We start from the raw sequence: 15,841 nt of genomic DNA, 5'->3' as shown, positions 1-15,841 counted from the left end.
AGGTCTCCATGCTCTATTTAGTTGCTACTCCCATCGGCAATCTGGGAGATATGACGCTGCGCGCTCTGGAAATTCTTCGCTCGGTAGATCTTATCGCCAGCGAAGATACACGCAAAACTGGCTTGATGCTCAAACACTTTGAGATTCAGAAGCCATTGATGGCTTTCCATGAACACAATGAGCAGCGAGCAGGACAGCGCATTGAGGAGCTGTTACGACAGGGTCAGTCGGTGGCTGTGGTAACCGATGCAGGCACACCCGGGATCTCTGATCCTGGCTTTACGCTTGTCAGACGCGCTATCAATGCGGATCTTCCTGTGACGATGATTCCTGGTGCTACGGCTTTTGTGATGGCTCTGGTTCTCTCGGGCCTGCCTGTCCATAGCTTTACCTTCCGCGGTTTCCCTCCTCGCAAGACGGTTGGACGCCAGAAATTCATTGCTCAAGATAAAGAGGCTCCTCACACTTTGATCTTTTATGAAAGTCCCTATCGCCTCGTAGATTTCTTACGCGATGCACGCGAGGTGCTCGGAGATCGACAGGCAGCGGTTGCGAATGATCTGACAAAGATGTTCGAAAAGATTGAACGTGGCAGTCTCTCTCAGTTGATTGCAACCTTTGAACCAATAAGCAAACTCAAAGGCGAGTATATTGTGGTCATTGCAGGGGCCAGCAAAGATGAGAAAGAGCACCGCACTTTCTCTCTTGAAGATATGGATGAGGAAGTAGATACCGACGAACAGGAATAAGAGAGGAGAAGATCCCACAGTGGCTGTTGGGATCTTCTCTTCTTTCAGATGTCTGTTCTAGTTATGAATTCCAAGTACGTCTACCAGTTCCTGAACTGCGGACGCCGATTTTTGGAGAGCTGCACGCTCACTGTCGGTGAGCTCAATCTCAATAATCTTTTCAATGCCCTTTGAACCTAATTGCGCTGGCACTCCAACAAACAGATGATTGAGGCCATATTCGCCCTCAAGGTGCACTGCACAGGGTACGATCTGTTTCTTATCAAGCAGGATAGAGTCAATCATTTGGAGAACTGAAGCGGAAGGAGCAAAATAAGCGCTACCATTCCCCAGAAGTTTCACAATCTCTGCTCCACCATCTCTCGTTCTCTGCACAATCTCTTCAATACGTTCGGCTGCTATCAATTGTGAGATTGGAAGGCCTGCCACGGTACAGAGGCGAGACAATGGCACCATGGTATCTCCATGCCCACCCAGCACATACGCCTGAACATCACGGACGGAGGCTCCCACTTCTTGCGCAATAAAGGTGCGGAAACGAGCTGTGTCCAGCACACCGGCCATTCCAATCACACGCTCACGTGGAAAACCACTGACATGCAATGCCACATGGGCCATCGCATCAAGTGGATTGGTGACGACGATAATGATGGTGTTGGGCGAATAGCGTACAATCTGCTCGGTAACTTGAGAGACAATCTCTTGATTCTTTTTGAGCAGGTCGTCTCGGCTCATCCCGGGTTTGCGTGGAAAACCTGAGGTGATGACGACGATATCAGAGTCAGCAGTATCGGCATAATCGTTCGTACCTGTAACCAGGCTATCATAGCCTAGCACAGGACCAGCCTGTAACAGATCTAATGCTTTTCCCTGAGGCATATTCGGCACAATATCATACATGACGATATCAGCATAATCGCGTTCCGCCAGGCGCTGCACAAGGGTACTGCCGACAAAACCAGCTCCGACTACGGTGATCTTACTCCGCATTACGGTATCCCTTTCATAAAAAGCCTGCGGACATCCCTTCTTAACAATAAAAAAAGATGTGAGCAGGAGATGATCGACCAGTGTTCTACAGCTATTGTATGACCTGCAAAGCGATATTGGCAATTCAAGATCATCGAAGCTTTGTTCTAATCCTTCCGTTATATGGATCTCGCCCATCCTGACTTCTATTCTGAACATGGAGGTTTCAAGGCTGGATGGTGGATCCTCAGGGCCGTCTGGACCACAAGCAGATCTCTCCCATAATTTTTGACCAACCGAAAATTTGTCGTAAGAAGTGCTTGACAATCCGTCGAAGCTGATGTAATATACACACACGAACAAGACAGTTCGGACGGTTACATGCTATTGGGGTATCGTTCAACGGTAGGACGGCTGACTCTGGATCAGTTAATTGGGGTTCGAATCCCTGTACCCCAGCCGCTCAAGAGAGGTAGCAATACCTCTCTTTTTGCTGAGAACGGGCATGTTTAACTCTGCACATTGCTCCTGGTTTCTTTCATATTGGGGTATCGTTCAACGGTAGGACGGCTGATTCTGGATCAGTTAATTGGGGTTCGAATCCCTGTACCCCAGCCACTTACAACGATCTCATTCGTTGATACGCTCTCACAAAGAGCTACAAGGCAGCTGCCTCACAATCACTCTCTGGTGGTCAAAAGGTACGCTGCCTTTTATTCTGTCACTTTGTAGCTGCCCACTGCACTATGTGCATCATCTATGGATGCAAGATAGGATGCTACGGATCATGACATCTTCTTCAATCGAAAGAGACCCTTGCGCCAACTGCGGCAAAGTACCTCCAGAGGGTGAACAATACTATTGGGTCGTGGCTCCATTTCCCAGGCTAGATTATTATTTTGTCTGTAAGGAATGTTCACCACATTTCGAAAAAATTACATTCATCGATGAAATATTAGGCGGTCCCACATCTATACGCGAATCCCAACCTATCGGTACATACATCCGGTGGAATCATGACCAACCAGTCATATACTACTCTAAGTTCCCCATTACCTTTGGTGAACGTACCTTTATCCAGAAGCCAGAGAATAGTGAGCGCGCTAGCCTGGATTTTGTCCAACAACGAATTGCTGATAGCGTTATCGATCTCCAACAGCTCCCCCCTTTAGCAGACTTCCCTTTCATTGAAGATTTTGAGATTATCCTCATACGAAGCAAAGTAAGCAACTTACCTGATAGCCAATTTGGTCAGTACAAGCTGAGATTTCGTAGCCGTTCGCATGGCACACTTGCTTGCTTGCTATACTCGCCGATCAAATCAAGTTATAGTAGCCATTTTGAAGGAGCATATGGGACATTAGAGCTCCCTTACTTTGATTTTGATCAAGGCTATAAGTTCTTGCTCTTTGAAGATGATACGTTTGTCTATGTGCTACAAGGTGGCGATTATAATAATGATGAATTTGATATATGGTTTAAAGTGGACAGGCAACATTATTATGCATGCTGGAAACACATTTTAGCCCTGGCAAAAGATGTACCAATCGACTATTGATCATCTCGCCAGACCAATCAGATTACGTCGATAAGGGGGAGTGCCTGTCCTGCCGCTGTGACCCACTCCACCCCACCCTCCTCTGACCATCATAGAGCCCCTACATGGCTGAGGTCTCTCCACCGATCAAAATAGCTGAGGTCTCGTTTTGCCTCTTTTCTTTGTCCCCCGGAGAACAAACTATAAACAAACTATGCACATGATAAAATTCATGTGCAGACTCACCTTGCCCCTTTGCATATCCTATGTTATATTTCTGTATAGAGTTTGCATAACAAACAGAGGCAGGAGGATATCTCATGGTCACATGTTCAGCCCAGGAGACCATTGCTATTTCCCATCCGGAAGGTGAGATGCCTATTAATGAGCTTTCACAGGAACAACCGGAACTTGAAGATAATCAGGATCGACCTGAACAGATAGAACAAGAGCTCCTTGTAATGAGAGCATTACAAGGCGACCAGAAAGCGTTTAGCGAGATTGTTGATCTCTACAGTACGCTGATGCTACGTACCGCTTCGATGATTGTTGGTGATCGCGATATCGCCGAAGATGTGGTGCAGGATGCATTAATTCAGGCCTGGCACCATCTTGGCGATCTGCGGAAAGCCGGGGCTCTCCGCCCATGGCTGATGAGAATTGTGGTCAATCAATGCATTAGCTTTAAACGTCGGCTCGCCCGCACCACAGCATTTATGCGCCAGGCACTTTCAGAACAGGAGACTGACCTGATCGCTCAGGCTGCCGATGACCACAAAGGTCGCATGGAGCGCGATTGGGATCTGGCACGAGCTATTGAAAGCCTGCCAATTAAACAGAGGGTTGTCATTGTTCTTCACTATTACAACAGTATGACGCTTCCAGAGATGGCTCAGGCACTCAATACATCTGAGAATACCCTCAAGAAACGTATCCAGGCTGCCCTGACCAATCTGCGAAGGATGCTCCGCACATCTTCAGAAGAGGAAGGGATGATGAATACAAGCTTTGCAACACTCCTCCCCTCAGTTGCATATTAGCTCTCTGTTCAACATAGCCTCCAGTACGCCCCACAGATTTTCACAAGAATTCTGTGGGGCTCTTCTGTCACCACTGAATCGTATACATCTTCATCGATGCCATAACTTCTTTTCTTATTTTAGATCCCTTTTCGTGCTTGGTGCCGCTTGAAATATTTCTTTAGCAGGAGCATACTATACAACAGTCAAGAGAAATTTGTTCTTTTAATGTCTATGTGGAAGTGGAACGAAGGGTGGAATAGACAATGCCATATACAGCACAAGATACCAGCCAGTATGCCATGCAATGGGCTCCATATCTCGCTTCTGATCCTCTCATGGTGCCTGATGCCGAGATATTTCTGCACATAACATTCTCTTCTCCTCTCTACTCTTTGCTGGCAAACCTCACGACAACACAGGGCCTCCTCTTACAGTATCCAGACTCAAACTTCGAACGGCTAATGATACCCCCTCAGATAACTGGCTCTTCCCAATCATTGAATAGAGTCGGCTCTCACCTGCGATCATGTCACGCCAAAAAACGAAGCATTCGACGAAGCAAAGTTGCGCGTCGGGACTAAGGTTAAGTATCAGGACACAATAATCCTCAGGTAAAGTGGTAGGGGTGGAAGGGATACATGTATATACGACAATCCTGGCAAGGACTCAAAAAACTTTCTTTCTCCAGGCTCAATCTGCCTGGCTTCTGGTCGAAAGGTCTGAACGGTTGCGCGTTGCTGGTCAATCTAGCAACGTTTCTCTTTCTCGCTCACGTGTTGGGCAGCGTCTCATTTGCCATGTACCTTTTTCTACAATGGTTGGCCGGCGTAAGTATTCCCATTCTTGGCCTGGGAATGTCTGCACTCAATAGTCGAGCAGTTGCAGAGATGCAGAGCCGTGAATCGCCTCCAATGATTGCAGGGATCTTTTATTTTCTCTGGTCGCGTCAACATCGCCACATTCTGCTCTATAGTCTGATCTATCTTATAGGTGCCTTTCCGTTAAGCTGGCTCTGGCAGGCTTTCTCTTCTGAACAGATCCTCTTAGCAAGCCTGGGCACGCTGCCATTACTTTTAAGCAATGTCGCGGGCACTACACTTCGCAGCCTGCGACGGGCCGATCTACTCGCTCTCTTACAACTCTTTGGAGCGCTGGTGACGTTGCTATTGATGATCTTTGCCTCACAGATCAATGGTCAGCCATTAGAAGGTTTTTTACTGGCGTTCGCACTTGCTCAGACGCTCACTCTCATGCTGGCCGTCTTCTGCGTGATCCGTCTCTTGCCCTTAAAACAGGCTCTTCAACCTGGCCTTTTCTTAAAAGAGCGTCTGATGCTCACGCTTAAACAAAAGTGGTCTCCTTTTATGTTAGATGCCATTATCTGGCAACGTGGCGAACTATTACTCCTTGCTAGCTTCTGCCCACCTGTTGAGGTGGGCCTCTATGCGCTTAGTGCACAGTGCTGTACGCTTTTGATTACCTGGATTCCGGCGCTCTTTGTGCACTGGCTACAACCTCTGCTCTTCCGCTATGAGGTCTATCGCTATCGCAGCCACTATGATGCTTTTGTCAAAATCTCTTGCATGATTATTTTTATGTCTGTCTTTCTCTGTGTTCTCTTGAGCCTGTTCTGTCCTGCTCTGATCGCTTATTGCCTGGGAGCAGACTACCTCCCGATGGTTAAGATGCTTCGTATTCTCTTGCTGGCTAGCGTCTTTGGAAGCCTGGGCACTGTAAGCCTGACGTACCTGGCCCAACGCCAACCGCTCCCTTTGCTTCATCAAGCTACTCTGGTCATTGCTATCGGGAAGGTCGTGTTAACGCTCCCACTTATTCTGCTCTGGGGCGCAACCGGAGCCGCTTTCGCCAGTATGCTGGCCCAATGCATCTCAGCACTTTTTGCCACAATACTCTGTCATCAGGTTCTGCGACAGAGCGAGCAGACAAAGGGGGTGCTACGATGATACGAACTCGCTCTCAGCCGCTCTCTTCCCATACCGCCGCGCTTCCCCCTGCTTCTCCCTATTTTAGTGTGATTCTCTGCACTTATAATCGCAGAGCCCTTGTTTTAGCCACTCTCGCCTGCCTGCGCAGACAGACGCTTCCTTATGAGCTCTTCGAAGTTGTAGTGGTTGATAATGCGTCATCTGATGGAACTTTTCATGCACTTCAAGCCTATCTGGCTGCTGATGCATTCCCACGTCGACAGCCTGGGACCTTCTGGCGGGTACGATGTCTACAAGAAACCAGAAATGGATTAAGCTATGCACGCCGGGCAGGGCTTCAGGCTGCGACAGGTCAGATTGCGGTCTTTCTTGATGACGATACCTTTGTTGACCCCACATTTTTAGAGAAGCTTATGGAGACCTATCAAAGAACTGGGGCGGATGCGGTAAGTGGTCGCGTCGATCTCCGCTGGGAAGCACCTCGCCCCTACTGGCTTAGCGACGATATGCTTGATCTACTTGGATTCTTTCGTCCATTTGCAACGGCCTGTCTATTACCTGAGGAGATAAGTCTTAGTAGTAGTAGTTTCTCTGTGAGCATTGCAGCCTTACAACATGCGGGTGGCTTCACACCTTTTTTAGGAAAACGCTCAAAGGCACCTATGAATATGGAGGTCAGTGATCTCAGTCAACGTCTGAGGCGTGCGGGCTATACGCTCTGGTATAATCCTGCGGTCGTTACGATCCACCGCGTTTCTGCTCCCAGGCTGACACAGGCCTTTCTTCTGGGCCGAGCCTATTGGCGGGGGCGATCTGAAATACTCGCCAGCTATACTGATCTTGAGGCGTATCCTCAGAGCGCTCAACGCTCCCCGGCGACAATGCTCTCGACTCTCTGGCCCGAATTAACGACGTTTCTTAAGCTCGCATTGCTTCATCGCACGCTCATCTGGCTGGCACGCCGCTCTCGCAACGAACATGTTCAGGTTGCCTTAGCCCTGGCTTATAGCTGGGGGCGCTTTCAACAACAGTTTCAACTTCTTCAGCATGTTCCTGCTCTACCAGATATTCCAACCATTCTCCTGGTTCATGGGCGCGATAAGGAGGCTTTATTTCTCTACAAGGCGCTCTTAAGGCAGGGGTTACACTGCTCCAGCGCTGGCACTACGATCCCCCTCCACTGGCTCTGGCGGCACCGTTCGTCTCATGGTCAACCAATTGGGATCATCCATTGTTATCAACCAGGGGCTTTTCAGTTAACAGCCAGTCAGCGCCGCGATCTCCGTTTTAAACTCTGGCTGGCGCATCGATTGGGGCTCTGTATTGTCTCTACTGATGGGGGCGGCTGGTGGCATAACGTGCGTAACCATCGCTTTACGCCGCAACGCGTCTTTGAGCGAAAGGTGCTACTCAATAGTCATCTAGTGCTGGCCTATGCTCAACAACCCGAGCAACTTTATCAAGAGGGAAAGCTGCGCAGTCGAGTGCATCCTCTCCCCCACCCTGCCCTGCGAGGGGCGCTGGCCCAGCCCATCGAACGAGCCGAAGCCTATCAACAACTGGGGCTTTCTTCTACACAGGGCTTTATTTATCTCTGTCTTGCTTACTTGCATTCTGAACAAGAACTGCTCCATCTTATCGAAGCGTTTACCGAGATGCAGTCCAGCCTATGGGAAGAAACGCAACAGACACAGTTATTGTTAATTGGCCGTCCACGCGACAAGCATGAGAGCCTGGCTATTCTCAAACGGGCAGCACTTAATCCTTCGCTGCATCTCTGCATGGATCTGGCAGAAGACGATCTTCCATTGGCACTTGAGGCCTCTCATGCTCTGGTCATGCCTCACTTTGATCTCCAGAATGCAGGAATCTCTGTCATTGCCATGCTCTTCTACTCGTACGAACGGCTCGTCATCGCGCCCAGGCTGCCACGTCTGGTTGGCTTACTACCTGACCATGCCAGTATTCTCTATGCTCCTGGCAATAAAACTGCTCTGGCACGAGCCTTGCATAGTGCTCAACATCAATGCTATCACCATAGCGATCAGGAACATCTCTCTTTAGATGTAGATCAGAGCTGGCAAGAGTCAGTCCAGCGGCTCCTTCAACTGTATCGGGCCGTCCTGAAGCAGTGGCAAAAACAGCCAGCACGCTAGCCCTATCGCCTATAGGTAATCAAAAGATGAAAAGCGCAGGCTTGATCAGTTATAATGTGGCAGGACGCCACCGTCCTGCTCTCGAATCTAGATGCTTGATCAACACATATTCATACATAGACGCTACAAAGCATCAAGACACTGAAATAAGCGAGGTTTGAATTGAAACGTTCCCATTTGATACGTGATATCATTGAGATAGTGGCAATCACTGTACTTGTCTTCATCGTGCTTCACTTTACTATTCAAAGCTATAATGGCGATGGCATCACGATGCAACCCGGGCTTGCAAAAAATGAATATGTAATGGTAAACAAAGTTGCGTATAAGTTTAAGGCCCCCGAGCGTGGCGATGTGATTGTTTTTAATAATCCACATGACACGACAAAGGTCTTTATTAAGCGCATCATTGGACTCCCTGGCGATACGGTCACGTTGGATAATACACATGTCTCGGTCAATGGTACGCAGTTAACCGAATCATATGTGAAGACTCCGTTCAATCCCGAAGGCAAGTCGGTTAAGGTTCCTGCTAATCAGTATTTTGTGGTGGACGATAATCGGCAGACCACTGATGATTCGCGCATTTATAATTGGGGCTATGTGCCGAAGGACTTTATTATTGGGAAAGCAGTCCTCTCGTTCTGGCCTCTCAATCATGTGCATTTCATCAATACATACCCGGACGTCTACGCACATATTAAAACAAAGTAGTTGCAAAGGGAATAAACTTTATGCAAGATTCGGAGCAACGCTATCCACGCCGCGATTCCGCGCACAACAGTGACCAACAGAACCTCAATGATGGTACTTTCGTCGAGACTGACATTCCTGCCTCTGGCTGGCCCATGACTCTTATTATCGCCATCGGTGGAGGTTTATTGGCCGTTGTTATCTCTATCATTTTGACCTATGCTAATGCCTCTACGTATCAAGAGGCTGCACGCCTGGGCGGAAACATGCCATATAACACAGCAGTGGTGCTGCTATGGCTGGCTGTAATCGGCTATGTGCTGGAGCTGCTGTTCAGTTTCTTTGCAGGTTTCTTTGTTGGCAAGATGGTGGTTCGCCGCCGCTTTGGCTTCTATGCTGGTCTTATTGTGGGAGCAATCTCTTATCTTGGCTATATCCTGGCCCATCAGATTCCTGGCTATCCAGATTCTCTAGGTTTTACAGCACCCGCAGGCAGTAGCAGTGCGATTACGGGCGCATTACTGTATCTTCTCGTGGTCTTTCTGATTCGAGCCCTTATTGCGGGCCTCGTTGGCCTCTGGGGCTCCTGGTCCGCCACACGAAAACATCCCTATTATCGCCGCCGCACGATTATTGAGGAAGAAGTCTAATTCTTTTCTCGTATCATTAGAAAGGCCAGCACTGCATATGTCAGCGCTGGCCTTTTTTGATCGAATGCTGCTCTATTCAAGCGGTCATTATACAGCAGAAGAATGCTTATAATGACCGTGTGATCCAGATTCCTGGACAACGAAACGAGCAGATCATTCCACCATCGTTTGTATCCGGATCTTACCTATTTCTAGGAATTATCTTCTTCAAACTATATACTACACAAGAGAAACAATCCATGGTATACTAGTCCAGAGAACTCATCATTTTACCGTATTTATACAACCATCTTCTCCGTTCTTGTGTTCTATTTACGAAGAAGTTAACAGAAACATCCGAAAGGGCAGTCATGGAGCCGGGTGACAAAAACCTTCCGCTTCTCCTGGCAACCGATCTGGACGAGAACTTCTCATTACTCGTTGCAGAGTATGGACCGCAGTTGTATGCATTTGCGTTACGTATGACTATGTGTGTTTCCGACGCCGAAGACATTGTGCAGATTGCCCTGGAAAGGGCATATTTAGCCTTGCAGGATTACCCAGAACAACGCATTCATACCTTAAAACTCCGGCCCTGGTTGTACAAAATCACTTTAAATGTCGCACGAAACTATATCAGTAGATCGAAATTACAAGCTTTATCGCTTGATCTCTCGCTAGAAGAGGGCGTTCTCGATATAGAAGATGAAAGTGCCAGTCCCTATAAACAGCCAGAAATTGCTGTTGAATATGCTGAACGCCGCCGCGAATTAGAGATTCTGGTGGGTGCCCTCGCTCCCTGCTATCGTGAGGCCATTAATCTCTGTTTTTTTGGCGAGCTCAGTTATCAGGAGACGGCGCTAAAACTAAATAAATCTGTTGGCACGGTCAAGTTCTATGTTCATCGTGGGATCGCACTTTTACGTTCTAAAGTTGAACATCAGGAACATCAACTCCACGAGGTTTGATAACACATGCAAGCGCCAGGCAACGCAGAGGATAATCTTCCACAGGGAGATGCTCAGCAGCCGTTACCACCGCCCAGACATGAGCGTGTGGAGATTGAGCTACTTCCAATCATCGAGACACCAGATCTCCTCTATGTGCCACCCGATACCGGTACAATGCCTCCTGGCTTGCTAAAACGCCTTCAGAGCAGACGTTTTACCCAACCGCAAGAGCTCACCGAAGAAGCGCTGGTTGCTTCTCTGGCTAGCTCCGATTGGCAAGAACGCTCTGCCGCTATCCAACAATTGGGCAAATTGGGCGAACAAGCACCCATCAGTGTTCTTGTTCGCGCACTTCAGGATGACCATGAGTCTGTTCGCGCTATGGCTGCTCGTACACTTGGTAAGCTGCCAGATCAGGCTCCTCTGGGACAATTATTACAAACCCTTCACGATGAACATTGGAAGGTTCGAGCAGCCACCGCGCAGGTTCTAGGTAAGCTCGGGAAACGCGTCCCCCTGGCTCCGTTGATTGAGGCTTTACAAGATCCCGATGAGTCGGTCAGGGCTGCGGTTGTTGGGGCGCTCGGCCGTCTTCACAATACTTTGGCGATTGATCCACTCCTGGGTATGCTCAAAGATCCAGACTGGCATGTGCGTGAGATGGCGGTCTTCTCACTCGTCTCTTTTGATGATGCTCGTATCGTCACACCACTTGCACATGCGCTTCATGATTCAGATCCACATGTTCGCGAGGCTGTAGAAAGTTTACAGGAACATAATACTGCCCTGTTTTCGGCTGTCATTGCTGCCCGCAATGAGTTTGCCAGCATTGAAGATGATGTTGGTCGCCTGTTAGCACCAGCGGTCCAGAATGAGACGTTCTGGTCGCCAGAACGGATCGAGCAGCAGAAAGGTCGCTGGATTACGCCAGTCGCTCGGAAAATACGATCATCTTCTCTTCCTCTCCAGCCTGATAAGCCATTTCGTCGTCCTAATCCTAAGCTTACGCGCCGCGTAGCGCTGGGGGGTCTGGCAGCGGCAGTCATTGTCGGCAATGGTCTAATCTGGGCCAATCTTCTTAAACAACAGGGCAAACATCCAGAGAGTGCAGCCTCCAATACGCTGGATATTCTTCCTTTGGGGACGACTCTACGCAGCTATCATGCTCATAATGGCGGAGCCCTGACAATTGGTTGGTCTCCTGATAGTAGCCAGCTGGTCTCTGGTGGAACGGACACGACCGTACAGATTCATGATGTGTCATCGGGCCAATTACTACGTACTTATACGGGGCATTCTAAAGTGGTCTTCTGCGTCGCCTGGTCACCTGATGGTCGCACTATTGCCTCTGCTGGTAGTGATGCCAGTGTCCATATCTGGCAGGCCGATACCGGCAAAACAATCATGGTCTATCATGGGCATACCTTGAGCGTCCTTGACCTCTCATGGTCGCCAGATAGCAAGTATATCGTTTCAAGTAGCGAAGATGGGACAGTAGACACATGGGAGACGGCAACAGGAAGACTGATCCAGCGCTATACAGGACGACTTAAGGATGTTGCAAGCGTTGCCTGGTCCCCCGATGGGCAGAAGATTCTGGCCGTTGGTCAGAATAATCAGCTCTGGATACGCGATGCCTTCAGCGGGATGTTGGAACATCAAGAGAGCGCTGCCCTTAATTCTAATATGCTTTACAATATTCTAGGCAATAGCGTCTGCTGGTCTCCCAATGGACAGCAATATGCCTTTAGCAATCGTGCAGGAAAAGTAAAGGTCTTTAATACGGCCACGGGCTATCCTGGCGCAACCTATGATTACATCTATAATGAGAATCCTAATGCAGCGATTCCAGGTGCACTCTATGCCGCAGCAGGTAGTGTTGTCTATTCTCCCGATGGAAAATATCTGGCAACTACGAATGAGAATAAAACTGTTCAGGTATGGGATTCTACTTCTGGACGCCAGCTCTTTACTTGCCATGGTACGTCTTACTATATTTTTAGTATCGCCTGGTCACCGGATGGAAAATATCTTGCCTCCGCCTGCTGGGATGATCCCGCTCTGGTCCTCTGGAAGGCAGGCTAAACGAAGGCATGACGACAACGAAATCTATCATCCGCTTCTTACGCTCTCTTATTCCTGACTTTACGCTGATATACTGGCAATTGCGGCAGAGTTGGCAACTTCTGATACTCACTGGCCTGGGGACGTTGGCCGCTCTCATTGTTGTCTGCACAATTCCTCTCTATTCTCGTATCACTCTAACGGCAGGACTTCATTCGATTCTTGAAGCTACGCCCAATAATACGGTGCTCGCGATCCATGGCCCCAATCTACAATTTCAACCAGATCATCCAACCTCACAATTTATTATTTCAACAACACGCAGTTATAATCAAACGTTGCAGCGGGAAGTTCCGGGATATCTTCATTATCCTCTACAGCCAGATGTTATCTTACAAACACCACCTTACGTTATTATGCAACAGGATCAATATTATGATCCTCCTCCTGTCAGCAATCAATTGTCGCTCCAGGGCTACGATTTACAGCAGGTGAAGCAACATATTCATCTTGTGGCAGGCTCTTGGCCGGAAGAGGAACAGGGCCAGGTGTTGGAGATTCTGGTTCCACGTGAAACAGCCGATGGACTTGGCTTGCATCCAGGTTCTCACATGAAGATCGAGCTAGCCGCCAATCCCAGTGGAGTACAAGAGCCTACTGATAATCTTTCAATGGTGGTTGCTGGCGTTTTTGCCTCTAATTCCAGCACTGATCTGTTCTGGCATGACAATGATTTCCGGCCCTCTCAACTCAATGGCCCCAATACTGCTCAGCGTTATGCATTTCAAGCACTTGCAGCGCGCGATACAATGCTGCGTATCGTTTCTACACACTCGTCACAGACCTCCAGTACGACCCTGGCGGCCCTCTCACTCTGGACGTTTAACTGGTATTATCAGTTGGATACTCGGCAAATGAATGCTCAGCAGATTGATTCGTTGATGCAGGGTCTGAGCAGGGTGGATGATCAGATCCAGCTCACATACAGTCCCTTTGATCTTCTAAAGACATATAAAAATCGAACTCTGGTTGTACAGCTACCAACTGAGGTGCTACTGGCCTTAATCACAGGTATGGTACTGCTGTTTGTGGGACTGACAAGTAGTCTTCTCGTCTATAGTCAACTGCCGCATATTGCTCTGTTAACAAGCCGTGGAGCGGAACGGCGTCAGATTATGAGTATCTTTCTTCTTCAACAAGCAGGCATGATTCTAGCAACAGCTTGCCTGGGGCCAGTCTTAGCAGTGCAGACAACCCGGATTCTGGCCCATTTCCTTCTCTCTGCCAGCGATCAGGGCATTGCTACCCAGTTTCTGAGCGAGCCACTTCAGCTCCTACCAGAGATACTGGGGTTTGTACTCATTACGGCTGCGACCGCCATCGCGACGACGGTTCTTGCCATTTATCAAGCGACGAGAATCGATGTGTTGCTGCTCCGTCGTCGTCAGGCACGTCAACTCTGGCAACCATTCTGGCAGCGCTACTATCTTGATCTCTTTGCTGCTCTAGGCGCGCTTAGCAGTTATAGTCTGGCTCTCTATGAGATGAATACAGGTGCCTTGAGTGAGGAAAATCAGGCACAGCTGCTTGCGCCACTAATACTGGTGGCAGCAATTCTGACTATTTTTGCGTTGCTTCTCTTACTTTTAAGAACATTCCCATTTCTGCTGACACGACTGTCAATCTTAGCTGCTCGTAGCCGTAGCGCCACTCCAACATTGGCAATTACTCAGTTGGCACGTGCACCACAACAGGCGTTGAGCACGACTATTCTGCTCTCCCTTACGACGGCTTTTGCTCTGTTTACCCTCGTCTTTATGGCTACGCAGACGCAGCGGGCAGCTGATATCGCGACCTATATTGTAGGGGCAGACTTCAGTGGGACGATTATTAATACTCAGGATACACCTGCTCAACAGACTACTGCTTATCGCAATCTGCATGGGGTTATCTCTGCAACGGTTGGTTATTCGAATATCATTTATTCTGCACAAAATACGGTTGTCGGCCTGAAGGCTGTGGATACGACAACATTTGCGAGATCAGTCATCTGGTCCCCACAAAACTCTACACAATCTCTCGATACGCTGATGGATGAATTATCATCTCACAGAACGGTGGGGATTGCTAATCTAGCAGTTCCTGCCATTATTGATGCTCAGACCTGGAATATGTTGGGGCTCCATACGGGAGACTCTTTTACGCTCTTCCAACCAACTGGTCAGGGCAGGCTTCCCATTACCTATATTGCACTGGTAAAGATTCAACATATTCCTACTTTTAGCTATGGGCTGGACAATGGGGCTGCTGGCAGCGAAGGTTTGATGGTGGATTATCAGACGTATAGCCAGGTAACTGCTATTGCGGCAACTCAGGCTCAAGCATTTCTACGAGATCCCATCTTACCAAATTATTTCTGGCTCCATACCCGCAGTGATCCGACTTCATTGAAAGCTATTCGAGGGGCCCTGAATAAACAACAGAAACTCACGGGCGCAATCTTTTATGATCGCTATCTATTGCTGAATAATCTTTATCATGATCCACTCTATCTGAATCTGATGGGAATTCTGCTGCTCGGGGCCTGTGTGCCATTGGCCCTGAGTCTCCCTTGCTGTCTGATTGCGACCTGGAGTCTTCTGCGGATCCGGCTCGCCCAATTAGTTGTGCTGCGGGCAATGGGGGCACCCCCCTTACAGATCCTGGCTGTCCTGGGGTGGGAGCAGATCCCTCTCTATCTTGTCTTGATTATCATGGGGGTGGTTGCTGGCTGGATGCTATCGGCGATGACGCTTCCTGCTCTGGTTGTCTCCAGTCTGACGACGAAAACTCTCTTTATGCTCAGTAATGTCAGTACGACGAATTTTACATCTGAGGTTCAGCTTCCTTCTGTTCAGATGGCGATTCCAAATTACGTTGGCTTGCTGCTGGGGGCTCTGATTCTCATCTGCCTTCTGGCTCTGGGCCTGCTTATGCGAATGGTCCTACGAATCTCTTTCCATAAATCCCTACGCCTCGACAATGATTAGTCTGGTGCCAATCTTCATGTCCACTATGGCATGCTCCTGTTCAGTCAATGATGGACATATTCTTCCTTCTCCTCATTGCGACCGCAGGGAGATCAAG

At 48.7% G+C, this 15,841-nt stretch carries 11 protein-coding genes and 2 tRNA genes; 12 read left to right on the top strand and 1 reads right to left on the bottom strand.

Going from position 1 to position 15,841, the window contains the following annotated elements:
* Positions 1-8 precede the first annotated feature (8 nt).
* Positions 9-749, top strand: a complete 741-nt coding sequence (gene rsmI, locus EL628_RS05565) for a 16S rRNA (cytidine(1402)-2'-O)-methyltransferase (RefSeq protein WP_126578987.1) — start codon at positions 9-11, stop codon at positions 747-749.
* Between the two features lie 57 nt (positions 750-806).
* On the opposite strand, the gene mdh is transcribed toward rsmI, so the two are convergent.
* Positions 807-1,739: a malate dehydrogenase gene (gene mdh / locus EL628_RS05560; RefSeq protein ID WP_126578986.1), complete on the bottom strand. Its 933-nt coding sequence runs from the start codon at positions 1,737-1,739 to the stop codon at positions 807-809.
* Positions 1,740-2,106: 367 nt separating this feature from the next.
* Between mdh and EL628_RS05555 the strand changes: the two genes are divergently transcribed.
* The 11 genes from EL628_RS05555 (at position 2,107) to EL628_RS05505 (ending at position 15,744) form a co-directional block, all read left to right on the top strand.
* A tRNA-Gln gene (locus EL628_RS05555) sits at positions 2,107-2,177 on the top strand.
* 85 nt (positions 2,178-2,262) lie between these two features.
* Positions 2,263-2,336: transfer RNA gene (locus tag EL628_RS05550), tRNA-Gln, on the top strand.
* Positions 2,337-2,505: 169 nt separating this feature from the next.
* Positions 2,506-3,276 (top strand): hypothetical protein, encoded by a 771-nt coding sequence (locus tag EL628_RS05545; protein WP_126578985.1) that lies wholly within the window; start codon positions 2,506-2,508, stop codon positions 3,274-3,276.
* 299 nt (positions 3,277-3,575) lie between these two features.
* Positions 3,576-4,295 (top strand): RNA polymerase sigma factor, encoded by a 720-nt coding sequence (locus tag EL628_RS05540; RefSeq protein ID WP_126578984.1) that lies wholly within the window; start codon positions 3,576-3,578, stop codon positions 4,293-4,295.
* Between the two features lie 620 nt (positions 4,296-4,915).
* On the top strand, positions 4,916-6,241 hold the full coding sequence (locus EL628_RS05535; protein WP_126578983.1) for a lipopolysaccharide biosynthesis protein: 1,326 nt from the start codon (positions 4,916-4,918) through the stop codon (positions 6,239-6,241).
* The gene (locus EL628_RS05530; protein ID WP_161975293.1) at positions 6,238-8,379 is read left to right on the top strand and encodes a glycosyltransferase; all 2,142 of its coding nucleotides are present in this window, start codon (positions 6,238-6,240) and stop codon (positions 8,377-8,379) included. Before EL628_RS05535 ends, EL628_RS05530 begins: the two co-directional genes overlap by 4 nt.
* A 162-nt stretch (positions 8,380-8,541) precedes the next feature.
* Complete coding sequence (gene lepB / locus EL628_RS05525) at positions 8,542-9,093, top strand: signal peptidase I (protein ID WP_126578981.1); 552 nt, start codon at positions 8,542-8,544, stop codon at positions 9,091-9,093.
* Positions 9,094-9,113: 20 nt separating this feature from the next.
* A complete protein-coding gene (locus EL628_RS05520; RefSeq protein ID WP_126578980.1) occupies positions 9,114-9,722 on the top strand; it encodes a hypothetical protein in 609 nt (202 codons plus the stop codon).
* A 350-nt stretch (positions 9,723-10,072) separates the two neighbouring features.
* Positions 10,073-10,669, top strand: a complete 597-nt coding sequence (locus EL628_RS05515) for an RNA polymerase sigma factor (RefSeq protein ID WP_126578978.1) — start codon at positions 10,073-10,075, stop codon at positions 10,667-10,669.
* A 6-nt stretch (positions 10,670-10,675) separates the two neighbouring features.
* Positions 10,676-12,736, top strand: a complete 2,061-nt coding sequence (locus tag EL628_RS05510) for a HEAT repeat domain-containing protein (protein WP_126578976.1) — start codon at positions 10,676-10,678, stop codon at positions 12,734-12,736.
* An 8-nt stretch (positions 12,737-12,744) separates the two neighbouring features.
* Complete coding sequence (locus EL628_RS05505) at positions 12,745-15,744, top strand: ABC transporter permease family protein (RefSeq protein ID WP_126578974.1); 3,000 nt, start codon at positions 12,745-12,747, stop codon at positions 15,742-15,744.
* Positions 15,745-15,841 lie beyond the last annotated feature (97 nt).

Source organism: Tengunoibacter tsumagoiensis, assembly GCF_003967535.1.
Taxonomy (GTDB): Bacteria; Chloroflexota; Ktedonobacteria; order Ktedonobacterales; family Ktedonobacteraceae; genus Tengunoibacter; species Tengunoibacter tsumagoiensis.
Note: the sequence above shows the minus strand (reverse complement) of the source record. Positions and strands in the feature narration are given on the sequence as shown.

Coding starts and splice junctions, on each gene's coding strand:
- rsmI (WP_126578987.1), top strand. CDS start 9: ATGCTCTATTTAGTTGCTACTCCCATCGGCAATCTGGGAGATATGACG.
- mdh (WP_126578986.1), bottom strand. CDS start 1,739: ATGCGGAGTAAGATCACCGTAGTCGGAGCTGGTTTTGTCGGCAGTACC.
- EL628_RS05545 (WP_126578985.1), top strand. CDS start 2,506: ATGACATCTTCTTCAATCGAAAGAGACCCTTGCGCCAACTGCGGCAAA.
- EL628_RS05540 (WP_126578984.1), top strand. CDS start 3,576: ATGGTCACATGTTCAGCCCAGGAGACCATTGCTATTTCCCATCCGGAA.
- EL628_RS05535 (WP_126578983.1), top strand. CDS start 4,916: ATGTATATACGACAATCCTGGCAAGGACTCAAAAAACTTTCTTTCTCC.
- EL628_RS05530 (WP_161975293.1), top strand. CDS start 6,238: ATGATACGAACTCGCTCTCAGCCGCTCTCTTCCCATACCGCCGCGCTT.
- EL628_RS05520 (WP_126578980.1), top strand. CDS start 9,114: ATGCAAGATTCGGAGCAACGCTATCCACGCCGCGATTCCGCGCACAAC.
- EL628_RS05515 (WP_126578978.1), top strand. CDS start 10,073: ATGGAGCCGGGTGACAAAAACCTTCCGCTTCTCCTGGCAACCGATCTG.
- EL628_RS05510 (WP_126578976.1), top strand. CDS start 10,676: ATGCAAGCGCCAGGCAACGCAGAGGATAATCTTCCACAGGGAGATGCT.
- EL628_RS05505 (WP_126578974.1), top strand. CDS start 12,745: ATGACGACAACGAAATCTATCATCCGCTTCTTACGCTCTCTTATTCCT.